Here is a 17,769-nt window from a genome sequence, read left to right on the forward strand (position 1 = left end):
TTCAGGCGCCGTCGCGTAATTCCTGCTCTCGGGCCCGCTTGCGTTCGATTCGCTTACGTTCGTCGTGATCGCGCATACGCTGCGGATATCCCGTCTTGCGGACGTCGTAGACCGGGATCTTCAGGTCCTGTCCCAATTTGCGGGCACCACGTTCGCCGCCGACACGACGACGAGTCCACTCCCCGTCCTTCGCAACCAGGACGACGGTCACCTCGGTCACCGTCGTCTGCGGTTCCACATAGGCCTCGACGCCTTCGTGCGAGTGCGCCCAATTCGCCAGATGATCCGCATCACTTTGCGCTGCGGCCTGAGCCGCACTTGGCGGACGCTTGAAACGATCGAACAGTCCCACGGTCGTACCCTCCTCGGTACCGACGCCGCGGATGCACCCCGGCGATATGTCAAGTTTGCCAGGCGATGTCCGTTGTGCCTGCGCACGACATACCGTTTGGTCCGCTTACGCCGTTACAGCCGGACCCCCGACGCATACCTACTCGCCAGTAGCCGACACACCCGAAACGGACGGCATCCCCCTCATCGGACACGCCCGGCGTATCAATGGAAAGATGAACGACGGTGACGCCGCGCCCGCGCGTCGACATCGGCAAAATAGCTACAAGTAGCCGCACGTCGCGCGCCACTCGAGCACAATGCATTACGACCACAAGTCGACAAAATTCAACAACCCGAACACAACTGTCGAGGAGTCAAAAGACATGGCCTTCTCCGTCCAGATGCCAGCCCTAGGTGAGAGCGTCACCGAGGGAACTGTCACACGGTGGCTCAAGCAGGAAGGAGACACGGTCGAAGTCGACGAACCCTTGCTCGAAGTCTCCACGGACAAGGTCGACACCGAGATTCCGTCTCCCGTCGCCGGCGTCCTGACCAAGATCGTCGCGCAGGAAGACGACACCGTGGAAATCGGTGGCGAGCTCGCCCAGATCGGTGAAGCCGGCGAAGCCGCAGCACCCGCGGCAGAGGCACCCGCCCCCGCCGCCGAGGAAGCTCCCGCCGAGGAAGCGCCGGCTGCCGAAGCTCCCGCTGAAGAAGCTCCCGCTGCCGAGGTACCCGCTGCTTCCGGCGGTTCCGCTGAAGGTACCGCCGTGACGATGCCCGCCCTCGGCGAGTCCGTCACCGAAGGCACCGTCACCCGTTGGCTCAAGGCTGTCGGCGACGAGGTTGCCGTCGACGAGGCGCTGCTCGAAGTCTCGACCGACAAGGTCGACACAGAGATCCCGTCCCCCGTCGCAGGAATCCTGCTCGAGATCAATGCGCAGGAAGACGACACCGTCGAGATCGGTGGCCAGCTGGCCGTCGTCGGCTCCGGCGCACCCGCCGCGGCTCCGGCACCCAAGGCCGCTCCCGCAGCACCGGCAGCACCCCCTGCCCCCAAGGCCGAAGCTCCGAAGGCCGAAGCACCCAAGGCTGAAGCTCCCAAGCCTGCCGCCGCACCGGCCGCACCCGCTCCGAAGCCTGCTGCGGCTCCCGCACCGGCGGCTGCCCCCGCAGCTTCCGGTGACAGCAGCCCGTACGTCACCCCGCTCGTGCGCAAGCTCGCCACGGACAACGGCGTCGACCTCGCGACCGTCACCGGCACCGGCGTCGGCGGCCGCATCCGCAAGCAGGATGTGCTCGCCGCTGCGGAGGCCAAGAAGGCTCCCGCCGCCGCTCCTGCTGCTGCAGCACCCGCGGCCGCACCGGCCGCCACCGCAGCCGCAGGCGTCCGACCCGAACTGGCACACCTGCGTGGAACCACGCAGAAGGCCAACCGTATTCGGCAGATCACGGCCACCAAGACACGTGAGTCGCTGCAGAACACCGCTCAGCTCACGCAGACCTTCGAGGTGGACGTCACCAAGATCGTCGCCCTGCGGGCCCGTGCCAAGGCCGGCTTCATCGAGCGCGAAGGCGTCAACCTGACGTTCCTTCCGTTCTTCGCCAAGGCAGTCGTCGAGGCGCTGAAGTCGCACCCGAACATCAACGCCAGCTACGACGAGGCTGCCAAGCAGATCACCTACTACGACGCTGAGCACCTCGGCATCGCAGTGGACACCGATCAGGGCTTGCTCTCCCCCGTCATCCACAACGCCGGCGATCTCGGCCTGGCCGGCTTGGCCCGCGCCATCGCCGACATCGCCAAGCGTGCACGCTCGGGTGGCCTGAAGCCGGACGAGCTCTCGGGTGGCACCTTCACCATCACCAACATCGGCAGCCAGGGCGCGCTGTTCGACACCCCGATCCTGGTACCGCCGCAGGCGGCCATGCTCGGAACCGGCGCGATCGTCAAGCGCCCGATGGTGGTCACCGACGAGAACGGCAACGAGTCCATCGGCGTTCGCTCGATGATCTACTTGCCGCTGACCTACGATCACCGTCTGGTCGACGGCGCCGACGCCGGCCGATTCCTCACCACTGTGAAGCAGCGGTTGGAAGAAGCCTCGTTCGAAGCTGATCTGGGCCTGTAAGCAACTGCTCGGCCGGCCGGGGCGTCATCTCCATCAGGAGGTGGCGCCCCGGCTTTTTCAGTACGGTCGGAGATATACGTTCGGATATCGAAGCACGCTGAATCGAAGGAGGCTTTCCGAATGCGAGTAGTCATCGCCGGCTCGTCCGGTTTGATCGGAACGGCCTTGGTGTCATCGTTGCGCTCCGACAACCACGACGTGGTGCGTCTGGTGCGACGCTCGACCGCCGGCCCCGACGAATCGCGTTGGGACCCGGACCACGACCGTCTGGACCTCTCCGTCCTGCAGGGCGCCGACGCCGTCGTGAACCTCTGCGGCGTCGGCATCGGCGACAAACGGTGGTCGGGTTCCTACAAGCAAGCGATCCGTGACAGCCGCATCGTCGCGACCGACGTCTTGGCCGAAGCGGTCGCGAGTCAGAAGGTTCCCGTCCTCGCCAACGCGAGCGCCGTCGGCTATTACGGCGACACCGGCGACAAGATCGTCGACGAGGATTCGCCGGCAGGCACAGACTTTCTCGCCACGACGTGTCGCGATTGGGAACTTGCCACCGAACCGGCGCGTGCGGCGGGTGCCCGCGTCGTCAATCTGCGGTCCGGCGTCGTGATTTCACCTCATGGGGGCATGCTCGGTCGGCTTCGGCGCCTTTATTCGTTCGGCCTCGGCGGGCGACTGGGCAACGGTCGCCAGTACTTTCCGTGGATCTCACTCGAGGACGAGTGCGACGCGATCAAGTTCGCGCTCACGAATTCCGAACTCTCCGGTCCCGTCAACCTGACCGGTCCGGCCCCTGTCACCAATGCCCAGTTCAATGACGCCATGTCCCGTGCGGTCCACCGCCCGGCTCCCTGGATCGTTCCCGGGTTCGCACTCGAAGCGTTGATCGGAGAATTCGCCAAGAGCGGCATCCTCGGTGGCCAGCGCGCCATTCCCGCAGCTTTGGAAAAGGCGGGATTCTCTTTCCGCCACAACACGATCGGCGAAGCGCTGGCGGCCGCACTCGGTTGATTCCGAAGTCGGGCGTAATCTCTACGTCCATGAGCAGCGCTGCCGTTTCCGCCCGGTTCTCGAAACTGCCGATCGCCGTCGAGCAACTCGGTTCGATCGACTACAACGCCGCGTGGGACCGCCAGCGTGAGCTCGCGGCTGCGCGGGCGGACGACATCGGACCGGACACGCTACTGCTCCTCGAACACCCGCCGGTGTACACGGCAGGACGACGCACGGAACCCGAAGATCGTCCCGTCGACGGCACGCCTGTCATCGACGTCGACCGCGGCGGGAAGATCACCTGGCACGGCCCCGGCCAGCTGGTGGGATATCCGATCGTGAAACTGGCCGAGCCCATCGACGTGGTGCGGTATGTCCGACGCATCGAGGAAGCACTGATCACGGTGTGCACGGACCTCGGCCTGAACTGCGGGCGCATCGACGGCCGCTCCGGCGTCTGGCTGCCCGCCGAACTCGCAAACGGGCAATGGAAGCCCGAGCGCAAGGTTTCTGCCATCGGCGTGCGCGTCCAACGGGGCGTGGCACTGCACGGCTTCTCCCTGAACTGCAATTCGGTCCTGACCGGATTCGACAACATCATTCCCTGCGGCATCCGTGACGCCGGGGTCACGACGCTGTCGCATGAACTCGGTCGCGACGTCACCGTGGACGAAGTCACTCCCGCTGTGACCGAGGCAGTGATCGCTGCTCTCGACGGAACCATGCCCGTCACCGAACGGAACGTCGAGCGCGTCACCTTCGAAAGCGCCTCGCCTACTCCGACTTTTACTACCGTTCAGTACAGCTGACGGGCTCGCCCGAACCCCGTTGCAGTAATCACCGGGCGTAGGATCACTGTCGTGACTATCGCCCCAGAAGGACGTAAGCTGCTCCGTCTCGAGATCCGAAACGCGGAGACGCCCATCGAACGCAAACCCAACTGGATCAAGACCCGAGCAAAGATGGGCCCCGAGTACACGGAGCTCAAGGGCCTGGTCAAGCGTGAAGGTTTGCACACCGTCTGCGAGGAAGCGGGCTGCCCCAACATCTACGAGTGCTGGGAAGACCGCGAAGCCACGTTCCTGATCGGCGGCGAGCAGTGCACACGCCGCTGCGACTTCTGCCAGATCGACACCGGCAAGCCCGAAGCCCTCGACCGCGACGAGCCCCGTCGCGTCGCGGAAAGCGTTCAGGCCATGGGCCTTCGGTACTCCACGATCACCGGCGTCGCCCGCGACGACCTCCCCGACGGCGGCGCCTGGCTCTACGCCGAGACCGTCCGCAAGATCCACGAACTCAACCCGGGCACCGGCGTCGAGAACCTGGTTCCGGACTTCAACGGCAAGCCCGAACTGCTCGACGAGGTCTTCGCCTCACGCCCCGAGGTACTCGCACACAACCTCGAGACCGTCCCCCGCATCTTCAAGCGGATCCGTCCGGCATTCCGGTACCAGCGCAGCCTCGACGTCATCACCGCAGCACGCGACTACGGACTGGTCACCAAGTCCAACCTGATCCTCGGCATGGGCGAAACCCCTGAAGAGGTCACCGAGGCGATGGCAGATCTCCACGCCGCCGGTTGCGACATCCTCACCATCACCCAGTACCTGCGCCCCTCGCCCCGGCACCACCCCGTCGAGCGGTGGGTCAAGCCCGAGGAGTTCGTCGCACACTCGAAGGCTGCAGAAGAGATGGGCTTCGCCGGCGTCATGGCCGGTCCGTTGGTTCGCTCGTCGTACCGCGCCGGCCGCCTGTATGCGCAGGCCATGGCACATCACGGCCGCGAACTTCCCGAGGCGCAGCGTCATCTGACCGAGGGCGGCGACGCTTCCCAGGAAGCCAGCTCACTCATGGCGCGCCTGAATCGCTGATCCACTTTTTGCTGTGCGCCTTTATTAACCGCGGGCGGTTAGTAAAGGCGCACAGCAATGGACGTATCCTGGGTACATGGCGAACGGCAGCAAATCCGGTAAGGGCAAACCCACCAAAGAGGCAAAGGCTGCAGCGAAGGCTGCCCGCAAGCAGGCTTCCAAGGAACGTAGAACTCAGCTCTGGCAGGCATTCCAGATGCAGCGCAAGGACGACAAGCTCCTCCTGCCGCTGATGATCGGCACCCTCGTCGGTGCGGCTCTGGTCTTCTTCCTGGTCGGCCTCATCTGGGGCCTTCAGTGGTTCCTACTGCCGATCGGCATCGTTCTCGGTCTCCTCGGCGCCTTCATCATCTTCGGTCGTCGCGTCCAGAAATCGGTGTACAAGAAGGCTGAAGGTCAGGCCGGTGCCGCTGCGTGGGCGCTCGACAACATGCAGGGTGCGTGGCGCGTTACGAATGCCGTCGCCGGCACTACCCAACTCGATGCCGTTCACCGCGTCGTCGGACGGCCGGGTGTCATCCTCGTCGCCGAAGGTTCGCCGCAACGCGTCAAGGGCCTCCTCGCGCAGGAGAAGAAGAAGACCGCCCGCCTCATCGGCGACACCCCGATCTACGACATCATCATCGGCAACGACGAGGGCCAGGTTCCGCTCTCGCAGCTCCAGCGCTACTTGAACAAGTTGCCCCGCAACATCGACACCAAGCGCATGGACAACATCGAAGGTCGCCTCGCTGCACTGAGCGCACGCGGCGGCGGAGCAGCGCTTCCCAAGGGCCCGATGCCCGGAGGCGCGAAGATGAAGGGAATGCAGCGGACCATTCGTCGTCGCTGACACTCCCCCACAGCAAAACGAAAGACCCGGGCCCACACGGACCCGGGTCTTTCTTTACTTCGAGAAATTTGTGTCAGCGCGATTTCACGAGCAAAGTGCCGGTCGCGCGGTCCTGCATACCGCGACCGTCGATGTCGGTGATGGTCGCGGGAATCACGAACACAAGCAGTGCCTGACGTCCGAGCGCGCGCACGAAGCCCACTCGGATCGGGCCTTCGATACGCGCAACCTGAAGTCCGAGGACGAACTGCCCCGGGGTGAAGTTGAACAGAGCCACGGTGACGACACCGACGGCGAACCACACCATCAGCGTGACAGTCGAGGTCATACCGTCGAAGAAGTCGCCGGTGATGAGCGAGGCCACTCCCACAGCCATCACCCAATCCACCAACAGTGCCGCGATACGACGGCCCGAACCGACCAGCGAACCCGGACCCTCCTGAGGGAAACCGAGGAGCTCGCCACGGTACGACTGCTCACGGCCGTCCGCGCTCTTCGGCAAAGCTGCTTGCGGCCCAGAGAGCCAAGTTCCGGTGATACGTGCCATGCTGTCCAGGATAGGCGTCGCAGCACCGTAGTCCAGATTTGCCGGGTTTTAACTGTGTGGCCGGTCACATGGACTTCGGAAATCCCCAGGATGCTGCGACGCGTAACACTGCCGAAACAAAGGGTTGACGAGCGGGCAACACCAGCTCCCTACCGTCTGCCTCGACGGATTCAACCGACATCACTTGGCTGAAGCGACTTAAGGAGCACAAGCGTGGCGTTCACCACGGCCGAAGAGGTCATCAAGTACATCGCGGACGAGAACATCGAGTACGTCGACATTCGGTTCAGCGACCTGCCCGGCGTCCAGCAGCACTTCTCGATCCCGGCGTCTGCTTTCAACCAGGACGTGTTCGAGGACGGCCTCGCATTCGACGGATCTTCGGTCCGCGGATTCCAGTCGATCCACGAGTCCGACATGATGTTGCTTCCCGACGTCACCACGGCGCAGATCGACCCCTTCCGCAAGGCGAAGACCCTCAACATCAACTTCTTCGTGCACGACCCGTTCACCCGTGAGTCCTACAGCCGCGACCCGCGCAACGTTGCCCGCAAGGCCGAGGAGTACTTGGTCAGCACCGGCATCGCGGACACCGCATTCTTCGGCGCCGAGGCCGAGTTCTACATCTTCGACTCGGTTCGCTACGACTCCGGCATGAACTCCGCTTTCTACGAATTGGATTCCATCTCCGGTTCCTGGAACACCGGCGCAGAGACCAACGCCGACGGCTCCCCGAACCTCGGCTACAAGGTTCGCGCCAAGGGTGGCTACTTCCCCGTCGCTCCGTACGACCACTACGTGGACCTGCGCGACGAAATCTCCACCAACCTGACCAACGCAGGCTTCGAGCTCGAGCGCGGCCACCACGAGGTCGGCACCGGCGGACAGCAGGAGATCAACTACAAGTTCAACACGCTGCTCGCAGCTGCTGACGACCTGCAGCTGTTCAAGTACATCGTCAAGAACACCTGCTGGCAGCACGGCAAGTCAGCAACCTTCATGCCGAAGCCGCTCTTCGGTGACAACGGCTCGGGCATGCACGTCCACCAGTCCCTGTGGAAGGACGGCAAGCCCCTCTTCCACGACGAGTCCGGCTACGCAGGCCTCTCGGACATGGCGCGCCACTACATCGGCGGCATCCTGCACCACGCTCCGTCGCTGTTGGCCTTCACCAACCCGACGATCAACTCGTACCACCGTCTGGTGCCCGGCTACGAAGCCCCCATCAACCTCGTGTACAGCCAGCGCAACCGCTCGGCAGCTGTCCGTATCCCGATCACGGGCAACAACCCGAAGGCAAAGCGTCTCGAGTTCCGCGCACCCGACTCCTCGGGTAACCCGTACCTCAACTTCGCTGCACAGATGATGGCCGGCCTGGACGGCATCAAGAACAAGATCGAGCCGATGGCTCCGGTCGACAAGGACCTCTACGAGCTTCCCCCGGAGGAGGCTCGCAACATCCCGCAGGCTCCGACCAGCCTCGAGACGGTCATCAACCGCCTCGAAGCCGATCACGAGTACCTGACTGAGGGTGGCGTCTTCACCACCGACCTGATCGAGACCTGGATCTCGCTCAAGCGCGAGCAGGAAATCGCTCCGGTCAACCTGCGTCCGCACCCGTACGAGTTCGAGCTCTACTACGACGTGTGATCCGCATCCTGACGTAAGTCAGACCTGGAGTACCGAGTCCACCCGTCCCGCTGCTGCGGGGCGGGTGGACTTGTTTCGGTCCGAGGGAAACCCCTCGGACAGATGATGACCGGCCTTCATACCGGACGCGGTCGAATCGCGGATCAGCCGCGGGCACGTTGACCGGTGGCCGCATTGTTGACGATATGGGCGATTCGACCTGCCCGTGTTGCGTCTCGAGCGGCACTGACGATCCACCACAGCATCTGTTTGCGGGCGCTGGGCGGAAAACTGTCCCAGTTGCTTCGCGCTTGCGTGTCCAGGTCCAGCGCCGCCTGCAAGTCAGATGGTTCCTCGAGGTCTTCGACTTGGTCGAGAATCGTCCACCAACCAGTGGATTTCGCGGCAGCAATGGCACCACGACCAGCAGCGGTCATGAGGCCACGCGCCTCCATATCAGCTGCGCGTTCGCGGTTGAGTCGGGTCCAGGAACTCTTGCGTCTCCGCGGTGTGAACAGTTGCAAATTGCGCTCTTCGTCGAAGACGGTGTTGGTGGAATCGATCCACCCAAAGCAGATCGCTTCCTCAACGGCCTGAGGGTAGGGGCAGCGTGGTCGGCTGGTGGTGGTGCGCCAGGAGCACAACCACACTCCGCGGCCTGACGTGTGATTGTCCGTCAACCAAGTTCGCCACTGTTCGCGAGTCTCGGCGTGGATGATCGGGTAGTCGAACTTCCACGTCTGGGGGTGGACGGAAGCCGGCGGCGATGATTTCGAATCGGTCACTTACTCTCCAAGCCTAGAGGGAATCGGATACGTGTCTCGATAGACGAGGGGCCTGCGCAGGGAACACGTCCCCGCGGCAACTTGGACGTGAATGGTCTTGTCGCGCAATCCTCTTCTGACTGTCATGGTGGCGAGACCCCGAGGTGAAGGGCGAGCCGACTGACGGTGTCGGCAAGCTCGGTTGGTTCGATGACGACCACTGGGGCGGTGAGCGCAATGCGCGCAACCGTCATGGCGAGCCTGCCGAGATCTTCGCTGCGGATCTCGACAAGGCAGCGGTCCGCTGCCACCTCGATCGGTGTGTGGTCAATCCATCTGAGTACGCCCTCGAGGTCGGCGAACGTAGCTTCGATGGCGAGTTTTGCATCGTGGTGACGGGGTGGCGAGCCAACTGATCTCGCGACGAAGCCTGCCGCGTCACCGCCCGGGATCTCGCGTGGCGTGAAATGACTGCCTGCCAGCCAGGGCTCCGAGAGCCGGTCCAGTCGAAATGTTCGCCAATCCGAACGATGGTGGTCCCATGCTACGAGATACCAACGACGCCCCGCCGTGACAAGGCGGTGCGACTCGACGAGTCGTCTGCTGCTCTCGCCATCACCTCGCCGATAGTCGAAACGAACGTGCTCGTGGTCGCGACATGCCGCAGCGAGCACACTGAGTGCTTCGGGATCGACGATGTCGTCATTTGCCCGCCGCATGGAACTGACGCTCGAATGCAGTGCCGACACACGTCGGCGTAGTCGATGGGGCAGGAGTGTTTCGATCTTCGTCAGCGCGCGCAGCGCCGTTTCTTCGATGCCTCCGATGGCGGCCTCGGCGGCGTAGCGCAGTCCGACGGCTACCGCCACGGACTCGTCATCGTCGAGGATCAGGGGCGGCACGTGCGCCCCCGTTGCAAGTCGGTAGCCCCCGTATTTTCCGGACGTGGAATCGACCGGATAGCCGAGGTCGCGTAGGCGATCGATGTCGCGGCGCACCGTCCGCTGCGTGACATCGAGTCGTGCGGCAAGTTCGGCACAGTGCCAGAAGCGATGAGTCTGAAGGAGCGAGAGCAGTTGCAGTGCTCGGCCTGTGGGATCGTTCCGCATTTCTTCAGATTGCCAGCGATCTAGGACTTTATGTGTCCACGATGCTCCCTATCGTCGGAGCAACCGGTCGATCCAGACACGAGATCGGTACTCGACTCAAAGGAGCATCCGTGAATCCATCCGACTTACCCAGGCCCGTCCTCATCCCAGTGAACGGCGTGGAACTCGAAGTCTTCGAAGCAGGGCGACACAATGCCGGGAAACCCATCGTGTTGTGTCACGGATGGCCAGAGCACGCCTATTCCTGGCGATACCAGGTGCCCGCCCTTGTCGAGGCGGGCTACCACGTCATCGTCCCGAACCAACGCGGCTACGGCAATTCGTCACGTCCGACCGAAGTGACGGACTATGACATCGAACATTTGGCGGGTGATCTCATCGCACTTCTCGATCACTACGGCTACGACGATGCCACCTTTGTCGGTCACGATTGGGGTGCCTTTGTCGTGTGGGGCCTTACCCTGTTGCACCCGGACCGGGTAAACAAAGTGATCAACCTGAGCCTGCCCTACCAGGATCGCGGAGAGCAGCCGTGGATTGAGTTCATGGAAGCCGTGCTTGGCGGTGATTTCTACTTCGTCCATTTCAATCGACAGCCGGGCGTCGCGGACGCGGTGTTCGAAGACAACACCTTCCGGTTCCTCCGCAACCTGTACCGGAAGAACGAACCCCTCAGGGAACCTCAGCCGGGTATGGCGCTGATCGATCTCGCCAAAGCAGAGACACCACTCGGTGAGCCCCTGATGAGCGATAGAGAATTGGCCGTTTTCGTCTCCGCCTTCGAATCGACAGGATTCACGGGCAGTGTGAACTGGTACAGGAACCTTGACCGCAACTGGCATCTGCTGGCGGAGGTGGACCCGATCATCCAACAGCCCACACTCATGATCTACGGCGACCGTGACGCGATCGCGAGAGCTGAGAACCTGACAGAGTTCGTGCCCAATGTGGAAGTAGTCAATCTCGATTGCGGTCACTGGATCCAACAAGAAAGACCCGAAGAGACCAACCAAGCGATCTTGAACTGGCTGGAACGGCAGGATGCCACATAGTTTCAAGGCTAGGTGCGGTCTCAGTGAAAATGTCAGTCTCATTCAAGTCCAGTAGGGGGCTTGATCCGGACCGACCGTCTTCGAGATTTGGCGAGAGCGTCGGTAAACAAACCATGCACTCAACCCGACGATGGGCACAAGCCAAATCCCGACAGAGAAGGCGACAGCGCGCCACACACCGACTCGCCCGGACACAGAAACCACATCGGCCGTTCCGACAAGACACAGGGAAAGCCAAATCAAGGCGAGAATGAATCCGCCGCCGTACAGAAGAAAGAATGCTTCGAATCCGTCCATGCAGTCCATTCCACTGTCGGCGCAGTCCTGAAGCCCAGCCGCACCGAGTAGGGAAATGTTCACGGTGGCGATGCTACGGGCCAGGGCGTCCCGAACTGCCGAACAAGCGGGCGGATTCGGCGATGCGAACGCCGCTCAGCCCGAACAGAGTAGAAGCCCCACCCCCGTGGGGAGGGCGGGGCTTCCTCTGGTCCGGCGCTCACGCACAGTGGGAGGGTGGTGGACATGCCGGACCGACGACACGGCAGGGAGTCAAGCTGCCGCGCCCAAGCGCTGACCTGAAGGAATGCGCCTGAGATCGTGGTTACGAGAACCATCAAACCAGACAAACTGGACGCATGTTCAGGAATCGAGAGATTCGACCCCCGCACGTCAGAAAGATCTCACTGCACCCGATAGGTTTCACTGCGGACAGGATCCACCAACCGCCGCATGACCTCGTACGCGCGGTCCGGATCCGTGTACGGCGGAATCATCATCAAAACGAGTTGACGACCATAGATGTCGTCGAGATACATCAAATCGTGGGGCTGGCCAGGGTACGGACCCCGCACTTCCAGTCCGTCGACCTCGTCGATACGACGCTGCGCGCTGCTGATCGTGTTCCAGTCGAACGCAACCCGCGCGATCGGCCCCAACCTCAGCGAAAGTGCGGATATCAGATCGTGAAGCTCCGCCGTGACGTTCGTGGTCCACGGGAACCACGCGCCGTCAACCGATGCCTTGACGGCACCTTGCCCACGAAGCAGGAATCGCGGAGTCCGCGTCGGCGACGGGAAAGGTTGCCCGACATGGCGCTGCGGCACTTCCATCGCATAGTCGAGAGCGCTGATGTGCGCCATGACGAGGCTCCTTGACGGAGGATTCGTGGAACCGTCAGGCAGAGGTGCCCGGTCGTGGGTTCCATACCTTCAGACTACTCCGCTACGCAATCCCGACTACGCATCGACGGAAATGATCACGCCGGTGTCGCCGTACGGGAACGGACCATTACCGATGTGACCGAGGGTGTTGAAGAATTTCGAAATAGGCACCATCACACCGTATTTCGCTTTGACTTTGCTGCGGATCTCGTCGAATTCTGCTCCACCGCTCACCAACTGAGCGGTCCCGGTGACCGGCGACGCACCGTCGGCAACCTTTCCGCGGTGTTGCACGGCACTACGGTGACGCGTGGGTTGTTTCGCAGCCGCTTGGCCTTACCCGATTTCGAGGAAGTCCAGAAGCCGATACGTCCGTCAGGCAGAGGCACGACCCACGTCGGCGTGGCTACGCCGTCACCGCTCTTACGGAATGTGGTGACCGAGATCGTCTTCTCCTCGCCCAGGGACATGAAACGAGCGTATGCCTCCACAACCTCCACGACCATGCACGCGAATGAATTTTCTCTACCCCAGGAGTTTCAAAACGGACAATTATCCGGACGAAGGTGAACAACAGGTGCCGAGTGGTGGAAATGTCGCGGAACGACCACGTCTGAGGTCGATTTGAGGCCCGGAGGTGTTGGAACATGACTTCTCGTGAATGCGGAACTCATCGTTCTCCTCGTCGTCGTCGTAACCGCTCTGGGGTTCGACTTCACCAACGGTTTTCATGACACTGGCAACGCTATGGCCACGTCGATTGCAACCGGCGCCCTCAAGCCCAAGGTGGCAGTCGCTCTGTCTGCTTCCTTGAACCTGGTCGGAGCTTTCCTCTCGGTAGAGGTTGCTGCCACCGTGGCCAAGGGCGTGGTGAACCTCGGAAATGTGGGTGGCCAAGCGCTGCTCACCATCGTCTTCGCCGGCCTTGTCGGCGGCATCATCTGGAACCTGGCAACGTGGTTGCTCGGCATCCCCTCGAGTTCCTCACACGCACTGTTCGGCGGCCTGATCGGCGCCGCCATCGCGTCCCTCGGCATGAGCGGTGTCGCCTGGAGCGGCGTCCTCAGCAAGGTTGTCATCCCCGCAGTTCTCGCTCCCGTCGTGGCCGGCTTGGTTGCCGCGGCCGGCACCTGGCTCATCTACCGCATCACCTCCAACGTCGGAGAAGAAACCAAGGACAAAGGTTTCCGACTCGGCCAGATCGGTTCGGCTTCACTCGTTTCCCTCGCACACGGCACCAACGACGCTCAGAAGACCATGGGCGTCATCTTCCTCGCCCTGGTCGCCCACGGAACCATTTCCGCCGACGCGGACATGCCGTTCTGGGTCAAGCTCACCTGTGCGCTCGCGATCGCTGCCGGAACCTACCTCGGCGGTTGGCGAGTCATCCGCACTCTCGGCAAGGGACTTGTCGAGATTGCCGCACCACAAGGCATGGCAGCCGAAGCATCCTCTGCTGCAATCATTCTCACCTCCAGCCACCTCGGCCTTCCGCTCTCCACCACCCATGTGGCGACGGGTTCCATCATGGGAACCGGTCTGGGACGCAAGGGCGCCGAAGTTCGTTGGGGCGTAGCCGGACGTATGGCGGTCGCCTGGTTGATCACTCTTCCGTCCGCTGCAATCGTCGGCGCTCTGTGCTGGGGACTGGCCGACATCGTCGGCGGCCTGCCCGGTGTCCTGGTCGTCTTCGCCGTGCTCATCGCGTTGGCCGGCTGGATGTACCTGCGCTCCCGCAAGGAGCCCATCGATCCGAGCAACGTCAACGCCGAGTGGGACGGCGGCCTGGTGCCTGCAGAGGTCCCCGGTCCGGACGCCCGCGTCACCACCGACGCCAAAGCCTGAAAGAGGGAATCGACATGGATATCTTGAAAAACACCGTCGACTCGCTCTGGCAGGTCGTACTGGTCGGCCTCCTGCTGGGCGCCGGACTACCGGCGATCTTCGCAATCGGCCTGAAGTCGCTCGACGCCGGACAACGTGGCAGTGGCGGCGGGAGCACTGCCGTCGCGGCTCGCAGTCCGTTGGCCGTGGCAGGCGCAGTGGTGTGCTTCGCGGTCGTGCTCATCGCGATCGTCACCGGAATCCTCTTCATCATGCAGGGCTTCCTCAGCCACACATTCGGCATCGAGATCTTCTGATCCCGTGCGCCCTCACGAGCGGAAAGACATCACCGTGACTGCACCGACTCCATCCCTTCCTCAATCCATTCTTGACTGGCTTCGCGCCGGCTACCCCGAAGGCATACCGCCCAAGGACCGCATTCCGCTGGTCGCATTGCTACGACGCAAACTCTCGGACGCGCAAATTCGAGACATTGCCATCGGCGCTGCACTCGCAGAACTGAGCGACGTCAACAGCGACCAGGTGATCTCGAGCGACGAGATCAGCGCTCAGATCGCCGATCTGACGAGCCAGACTCCCTCGGACGAGGACATCGCGCGCGTTGCCTCCGTCCTTGCTGCCGCCGGGTGGCCCCTCGCTGATCTCGACAACCACTGAAGCTCGATTCGTTGAGTCTTCCACCACTTCTGGCTTCGATACTCGGCTGGCTGCGTGCCGGGTATCCGAACGGTGTGCCGGAGCAGGACTACGTCCCTTTGATGGCCCTGCTCCGGCGACAACTGTCCGACGACGAGATCGCCGTTCTTGCTGACGATCTCGTCGCCGGCTTTCCGCTTCCGGTCGATCCGATCGACTTTCCCGGTTCGGTCGATCCGATCGACATCGGCGTCCTCATCACCAAGGTCACCGACGATATTCCGCACGAATCGGACGTCGCTCGGGTACGTGAACACCTGATTCGTGGAGGTTGGCAAATCGTGGCACAACCTCCGGTCGACGACGCCTGACGGCATTACGGTAAATCGGACCAGTTTGATAACGAACCGGTAACGGTGCCGTCGAGGTCAATACAGACCACTTAGTGTCATAAGGAATTCCGCGCCTCGGGGGGCTCGGTCGGATTTCGGTGTGCAAGCACCTTTGGGGCGGGAGTGATACATGCACGAGGCTCACACAGATTTGGCGAAGAACCCAGATATTTCGAACCCGGATCTTTCGAGAAACCGTATTTCGAAACGAATCAAGCGTCGGATCCTGGGCCTCGCAGCGACAGCACTCGCACTCCCCCTGACCGCAGGCCTGATCAGCGGATCGGTAGCGACCGCAGCGCCCGCGCGTACCGCCCCGGCCGGTGGCTACGAGGAAGTGTTCGTAGACTCGTCGATGGGACCGATCAAGGTTCAGATCCAGTGGGCTTCGCGCGGCGGCAACGCGGCGCTCTATCTTCTCGATGGCCTACGAGCACGCGACGACCGAAACGCATGGAGTTTCGAGACCAACGCTCTCGAGCAGTATCGCGGCGACAACGTCACCCTGGTCATGCCGGTCGGCGGGCAGTCCAGCTTTTACTCCGACTGGTATGCGAACAGCAATTTGAATCGCCAGCCGGTCACGTACAAATGGGAAACCTTCCTCACCCAGGAACTTCCCGCCTATCTGGAATCGCGCGGCGTCTCCCGAACCAACAACGGCGTGCTCGGACTGTCCATGGGTGGCAGCGCGGCACTGACGCTAGCCGCCTACCACCGCGATCAGTTCAAGTTCGCCGGTTCGCTCTCGGGATACCTCAACATCTCAGCTCCAGGCATGCGTGAGGCGATCCGGGTGGCCATGGTCAGCGCCGGGTCCTTCAATGTCGATGCAATGTGGGGACCGCCGTGGAACCCCGCTTGGCTCCGCAACGATCCCTTCGTGTTTGCACCCGAACTGGCTGGGCTCTCGCTGTACATCTCCGCTGCGAGCGGCCTGCCCGGGCAGTTCGATCAACCGCGTCGGCCCGTCGACTTCGTGAATACCGGTAGTGCCATCGGGCTCGAGGCCCTTGCCTTGATGAACTCACGGGCATTCCAACTGCGCATGAACTCCCTGGGAATTCCGGCAACGTACAGCTTCCCGGCCAACGGCACTCATTCGTGGCCGTACTGGGGTGCAGAACTGTGGAAGGCCCGAGGCCAGATCCTCGACACCCTGAACGCTTGGTGAACTGACAACGACTCGATCACCGACAACCGCAGGCCCCGACCGATATTCGTTCGGGGCCTGCGTCGTTCGAATTCAGAGCGCGGCAAAGAGATCCACGGTATTGCCGTCGGGATCGAGAAGAACGGCGTAACGCTGCCCCCATACGGCGTCGAAGGGCGCCTTGTGCCCGGGGAAGTCGGCTGTCATGCGCTGATACGCCTCGTCTACTGCGGCGGGAGTCCCGAAATCGAAGGCCAAAGCGACGGGGTGTCGACCTTCCCCGACAGCGAAGTCCGGATCGAAGCTCGCGATGGTGGACAGCGCGTCCCAGGCCAGCCGAAGCCCACCGTCGAAAGTGAACTCCACATGCGGAGCGTCAGCGGGTGTTTCCGGAATGTCGAGCCCGAGGGTTCGGTAGAACGCGAGGGAACGCGCGAGATCGTTGGTGACGATTCCGACGAGATCGAGTCTCGGAGAGACGGACACGGTATTTCTCCTGTTTCGGGTCGAGAAGTGATCGGCGAGTGTGTGACGATGATCTGATGACCGGCACTGACACCCTCGCTCTCGACGGTAGTCGGACGGTAGCGTCGAGTCTTGAACAAAACGGCCACACCTATGTCGAGACTCGGATCACCGGTTCGGCCGGCCTCTTCAGTTGCACGTGGAAAAGCACCAGCGAAGCCCATACGCCCACGGAAGCAAAGCGGATTCTTCCCGATCTCTGCGCCGACTTCATCGTCGACAGCACCGGAAAGTCGTGGCTCGTCGGACCTGCCACCGGTGCCGATCTGGTTTCGGTCGCCGCCGGTACAACCATGTGGGGCATCCGGATCAATCCACCGGCTCTGCGGAGCCTGCTCGGCACAGCTGCCGACGCGGTGCAGGATTCGAAGATCGCCTTCGACGACATCCTCACTTCCAGACAAGCGCGGGTACTTGCCGACGCCCTGAGCCACGAGGCAGTCGACGCTCACCTACTGGGCCAGTTGTGGCGCGGACTGGAACCCGACCACGGAATCGAGCGTGGTTACTCCGCGCTCATCTCCTCCCCTTCCACGCCGATACGAGAGATTGCTGCAGACCTCGGTGTTTCCGAACGTCATTTCAGACGATCGATCACGTCAGCGGTCGGGCTGTCCCCCAAACTGATTCAGAAGGTGCAACGAATGCAGGACGTGTTGACTCTCAGCCGCGGCGCAAAACTCACGCTGTCGTCGCTGGCCGGTCGCGCCGGCTACGCCGACCAAGCCCACCTCGCACGCGATACGCGTGCACTGGCAGGTCTGACACCGACTCAGCTACTGCGTGAGCACCGGTAACG

General features: G+C 62.5%; 21 protein-coding genes. 13 read left to right on the plus strand and 8 right to left on the minus strand.

The window, feature by feature from the left end; all coding sequences use genetic code 11:
* Position 1: 1 nt before the first annotated feature.
* Entirely contained in the window at positions 2-352 is a 351-nt protein-coding gene (locus tag ACN50D_RS29570) for a hypothetical protein (RefSeq protein WP_003941713.1), read from the minus strand.
* Between the two features lie 364 nt (positions 353-716).
* Between ACN50D_RS29570 and sucB the strand changes: the two genes are divergently transcribed.
* From sucB to ACN50D_RS29595, 5 genes are all read left to right on the plus strand, one after another.
* Positions 717-2,465, plus strand: a complete 1,749-nt coding sequence (gene sucB, locus ACN50D_RS29575; protein WP_081558827.1) for a 2-oxoglutarate dehydrogenase, E2 component, dihydrolipoamide succinyltransferase — start codon at positions 717-719, stop codon at positions 2,463-2,465.
* Between the two features lie 120 nt (positions 2,466-2,585).
* Positions 2,586-3,473, plus strand: a complete 888-nt coding sequence (locus tag ACN50D_RS29580; protein WP_003941584.1) for a TIGR01777 family oxidoreductase — start codon at positions 2,586-2,588, stop codon at positions 3,471-3,473.
* Between the two features lie 29 nt (positions 3,474-3,502).
* Complete coding sequence (lipB, locus tag ACN50D_RS29585) at positions 3,503-4,264, plus strand: lipoyl(octanoyl) transferase LipB (protein WP_003941602.1); 762 nt, start codon at positions 3,503-3,505, stop codon at positions 4,262-4,264.
* A gap of 51 nt (positions 4,265-4,315) precedes the next feature.
* Positions 4,316-5,326, plus strand: a complete 1,011-nt coding sequence (gene lipA / locus ACN50D_RS29590) for a lipoyl synthase (protein ID WP_003941610.1) — start codon at positions 4,316-4,318, stop codon at positions 5,324-5,326.
* A gap of 76 nt (positions 5,327-5,402) precedes the next feature.
* Positions 5,403-6,158, plus strand: a complete 756-nt coding sequence (locus ACN50D_RS29595; RefSeq protein ID WP_003941625.1) for a DUF4191 domain-containing protein — start codon at positions 5,403-5,405, stop codon at positions 6,156-6,158.
* A gap of 73 nt (positions 6,159-6,231) precedes the next feature.
* On the opposite strand, the gene ACN50D_RS29600 is transcribed toward ACN50D_RS29595, so the two are convergent.
* Positions 6,232-6,705: an RDD family protein gene (locus ACN50D_RS29600; protein ID WP_003941579.1), complete on the minus strand. Its 474-nt coding sequence runs from the start codon at positions 6,703-6,705 to the stop codon at positions 6,232-6,234.
* A 213-nt stretch (positions 6,706-6,918) separates the two neighbouring features.
* Between ACN50D_RS29600 and glnA the strand changes: the two genes are divergently transcribed.
* Positions 6,919-8,355: a type I glutamate--ammonia ligase gene (gene glnA / locus ACN50D_RS29605; protein ID WP_003941609.1), complete on the plus strand. Its 1,437-nt coding sequence runs from the start codon at positions 6,919-6,921 to the stop codon at positions 8,353-8,355.
* Between the two features lie 143 nt (positions 8,356-8,498).
* Here the strand turns inward: glnA and ACN50D_RS29610 are convergent, their stop codons facing one another.
* A complete protein-coding gene (locus tag ACN50D_RS29610) occupies positions 8,499-9,119 on the minus strand; it encodes a YdeI/OmpD-associated family protein (protein ID WP_211921193.1) in 621 nt (206 codons plus the stop codon).
* A 122-nt stretch (positions 9,120-9,241) separates the two neighbouring features.
* On the minus strand, positions 9,242-10,207 hold the full coding sequence (locus ACN50D_RS29615; RefSeq protein ID WP_211921195.1) for a helix-turn-helix transcriptional regulator: 966 nt from the start codon (positions 10,205-10,207) through the stop codon (positions 9,242-9,244).
* A 110-nt stretch (positions 10,208-10,317) separates the two neighbouring features.
* Between ACN50D_RS29615 and ACN50D_RS29620 the strand changes: the two genes are divergently transcribed.
* On the plus strand, positions 10,318-11,259 hold the full coding sequence (locus ACN50D_RS29620; RefSeq protein WP_165638818.1) for an alpha/beta fold hydrolase: 942 nt from the start codon (positions 10,318-10,320) through the stop codon (positions 11,257-11,259).
* Positions 11,260-11,301: 42 nt separating this feature from the next.
* On the opposite strand, the gene ACN50D_RS29625 is transcribed toward ACN50D_RS29620, so the two are convergent.
* The 3 genes from ACN50D_RS29625 to ACN50D_RS29635 form a co-directional block, all read right to left on the minus strand.
* Positions 11,302-11,619, minus strand: coding sequence for a hypothetical protein (locus tag ACN50D_RS29625; protein WP_228232664.1), 318 nt, complete (start codon positions 11,617-11,619; stop codon positions 11,302-11,304).
* A gap of 320 nt (positions 11,620-11,939) precedes the next feature.
* Positions 11,940-12,398, minus strand: a complete 459-nt coding sequence (locus ACN50D_RS29630; protein ID WP_211921198.1) for a DUF5994 family protein — start codon at positions 12,396-12,398, stop codon at positions 11,940-11,942.
* A gap of 251 nt (positions 12,399-12,649) precedes the next feature.
* The gene (locus ACN50D_RS29635) at positions 12,650-12,889 is read right to left on the minus strand and encodes a pyridoxamine 5'-phosphate oxidase family protein (RefSeq protein ID WP_249342906.1); all 240 of its coding nucleotides are present in this window, start codon (positions 12,887-12,889) and stop codon (positions 12,650-12,652) included.
* A 187-nt stretch (positions 12,890-13,076) separates the two neighbouring features.
* Here ACN50D_RS29635 and ACN50D_RS29640 point away from each other — a divergent pair, with 187 nt between their 5' ends.
* The 5 genes from ACN50D_RS29640 (at position 13,077) to ACN50D_RS29660 (ending at position 16,466) form a co-directional block, all read left to right on the plus strand.
* The gene (locus tag ACN50D_RS29640) at positions 13,077-14,264 is read left to right on the plus strand and encodes an inorganic phosphate transporter (protein ID WP_007735433.1); all 1,188 of its coding nucleotides are present in this window, start codon (positions 13,077-13,079) and stop codon (positions 14,262-14,264) included.
* Between the two features lie 14 nt (positions 14,265-14,278).
* Positions 14,279-14,560, plus strand: a complete 282-nt coding sequence (locus ACN50D_RS29645; protein WP_003941641.1) for a hypothetical protein — start codon at positions 14,279-14,281, stop codon at positions 14,558-14,560.
* A gap of 34 nt (positions 14,561-14,594) precedes the next feature.
* Entirely contained in the window at positions 14,595-14,921 is a 327-nt protein-coding gene (locus ACN50D_RS29650) for a DUF3349 domain-containing protein (RefSeq protein ID WP_003941653.1), read from the plus strand.
* Positions 14,922-14,932: 11 nt separating this feature from the next.
* A complete protein-coding gene (locus ACN50D_RS29655; protein WP_007735437.1) occupies positions 14,933-15,271 on the plus strand; it encodes a DUF3349 domain-containing protein in 339 nt (112 codons plus the stop codon).
* A gap of 151 nt (positions 15,272-15,422) precedes the next feature.
* Entirely contained in the window at positions 15,423-16,466 is a 1,044-nt protein-coding gene (locus ACN50D_RS29660; RefSeq protein ID WP_172827113.1) for an alpha/beta hydrolase, read from the plus strand.
* A gap of 72 nt (positions 16,467-16,538) precedes the next feature.
* Here the strand turns inward: ACN50D_RS29660 and ACN50D_RS29665 are convergent, their stop codons facing one another.
* Positions 16,539-16,931, minus strand: coding sequence for a VOC family protein (locus ACN50D_RS29665; protein ID WP_003941628.1), 393 nt, complete (start codon positions 16,929-16,931; stop codon positions 16,539-16,541).
* A 56-nt stretch (positions 16,932-16,987) separates the two neighbouring features.
* Between ACN50D_RS29665 and ACN50D_RS29670 the strand changes: the two genes are divergently transcribed.
* On the plus strand, positions 16,988-17,767 hold the full coding sequence (locus ACN50D_RS29670) for a helix-turn-helix domain-containing protein (RefSeq protein ID WP_223304497.1): 780 nt from the start codon (positions 16,988-16,990) through the stop codon (positions 17,765-17,767).
* The last annotated feature ends 2 nt before the right edge of the window (positions 17,768-17,769 follow it).

This window comes from Rhodococcus sp. SB1D (genome assembly GCF_048573875.1).
Lineage (GTDB): Bacteria > Actinomycetota > Actinomycetes > Mycobacteriales > Mycobacteriaceae > Rhodococcus_F > Rhodococcus_F qingshengii.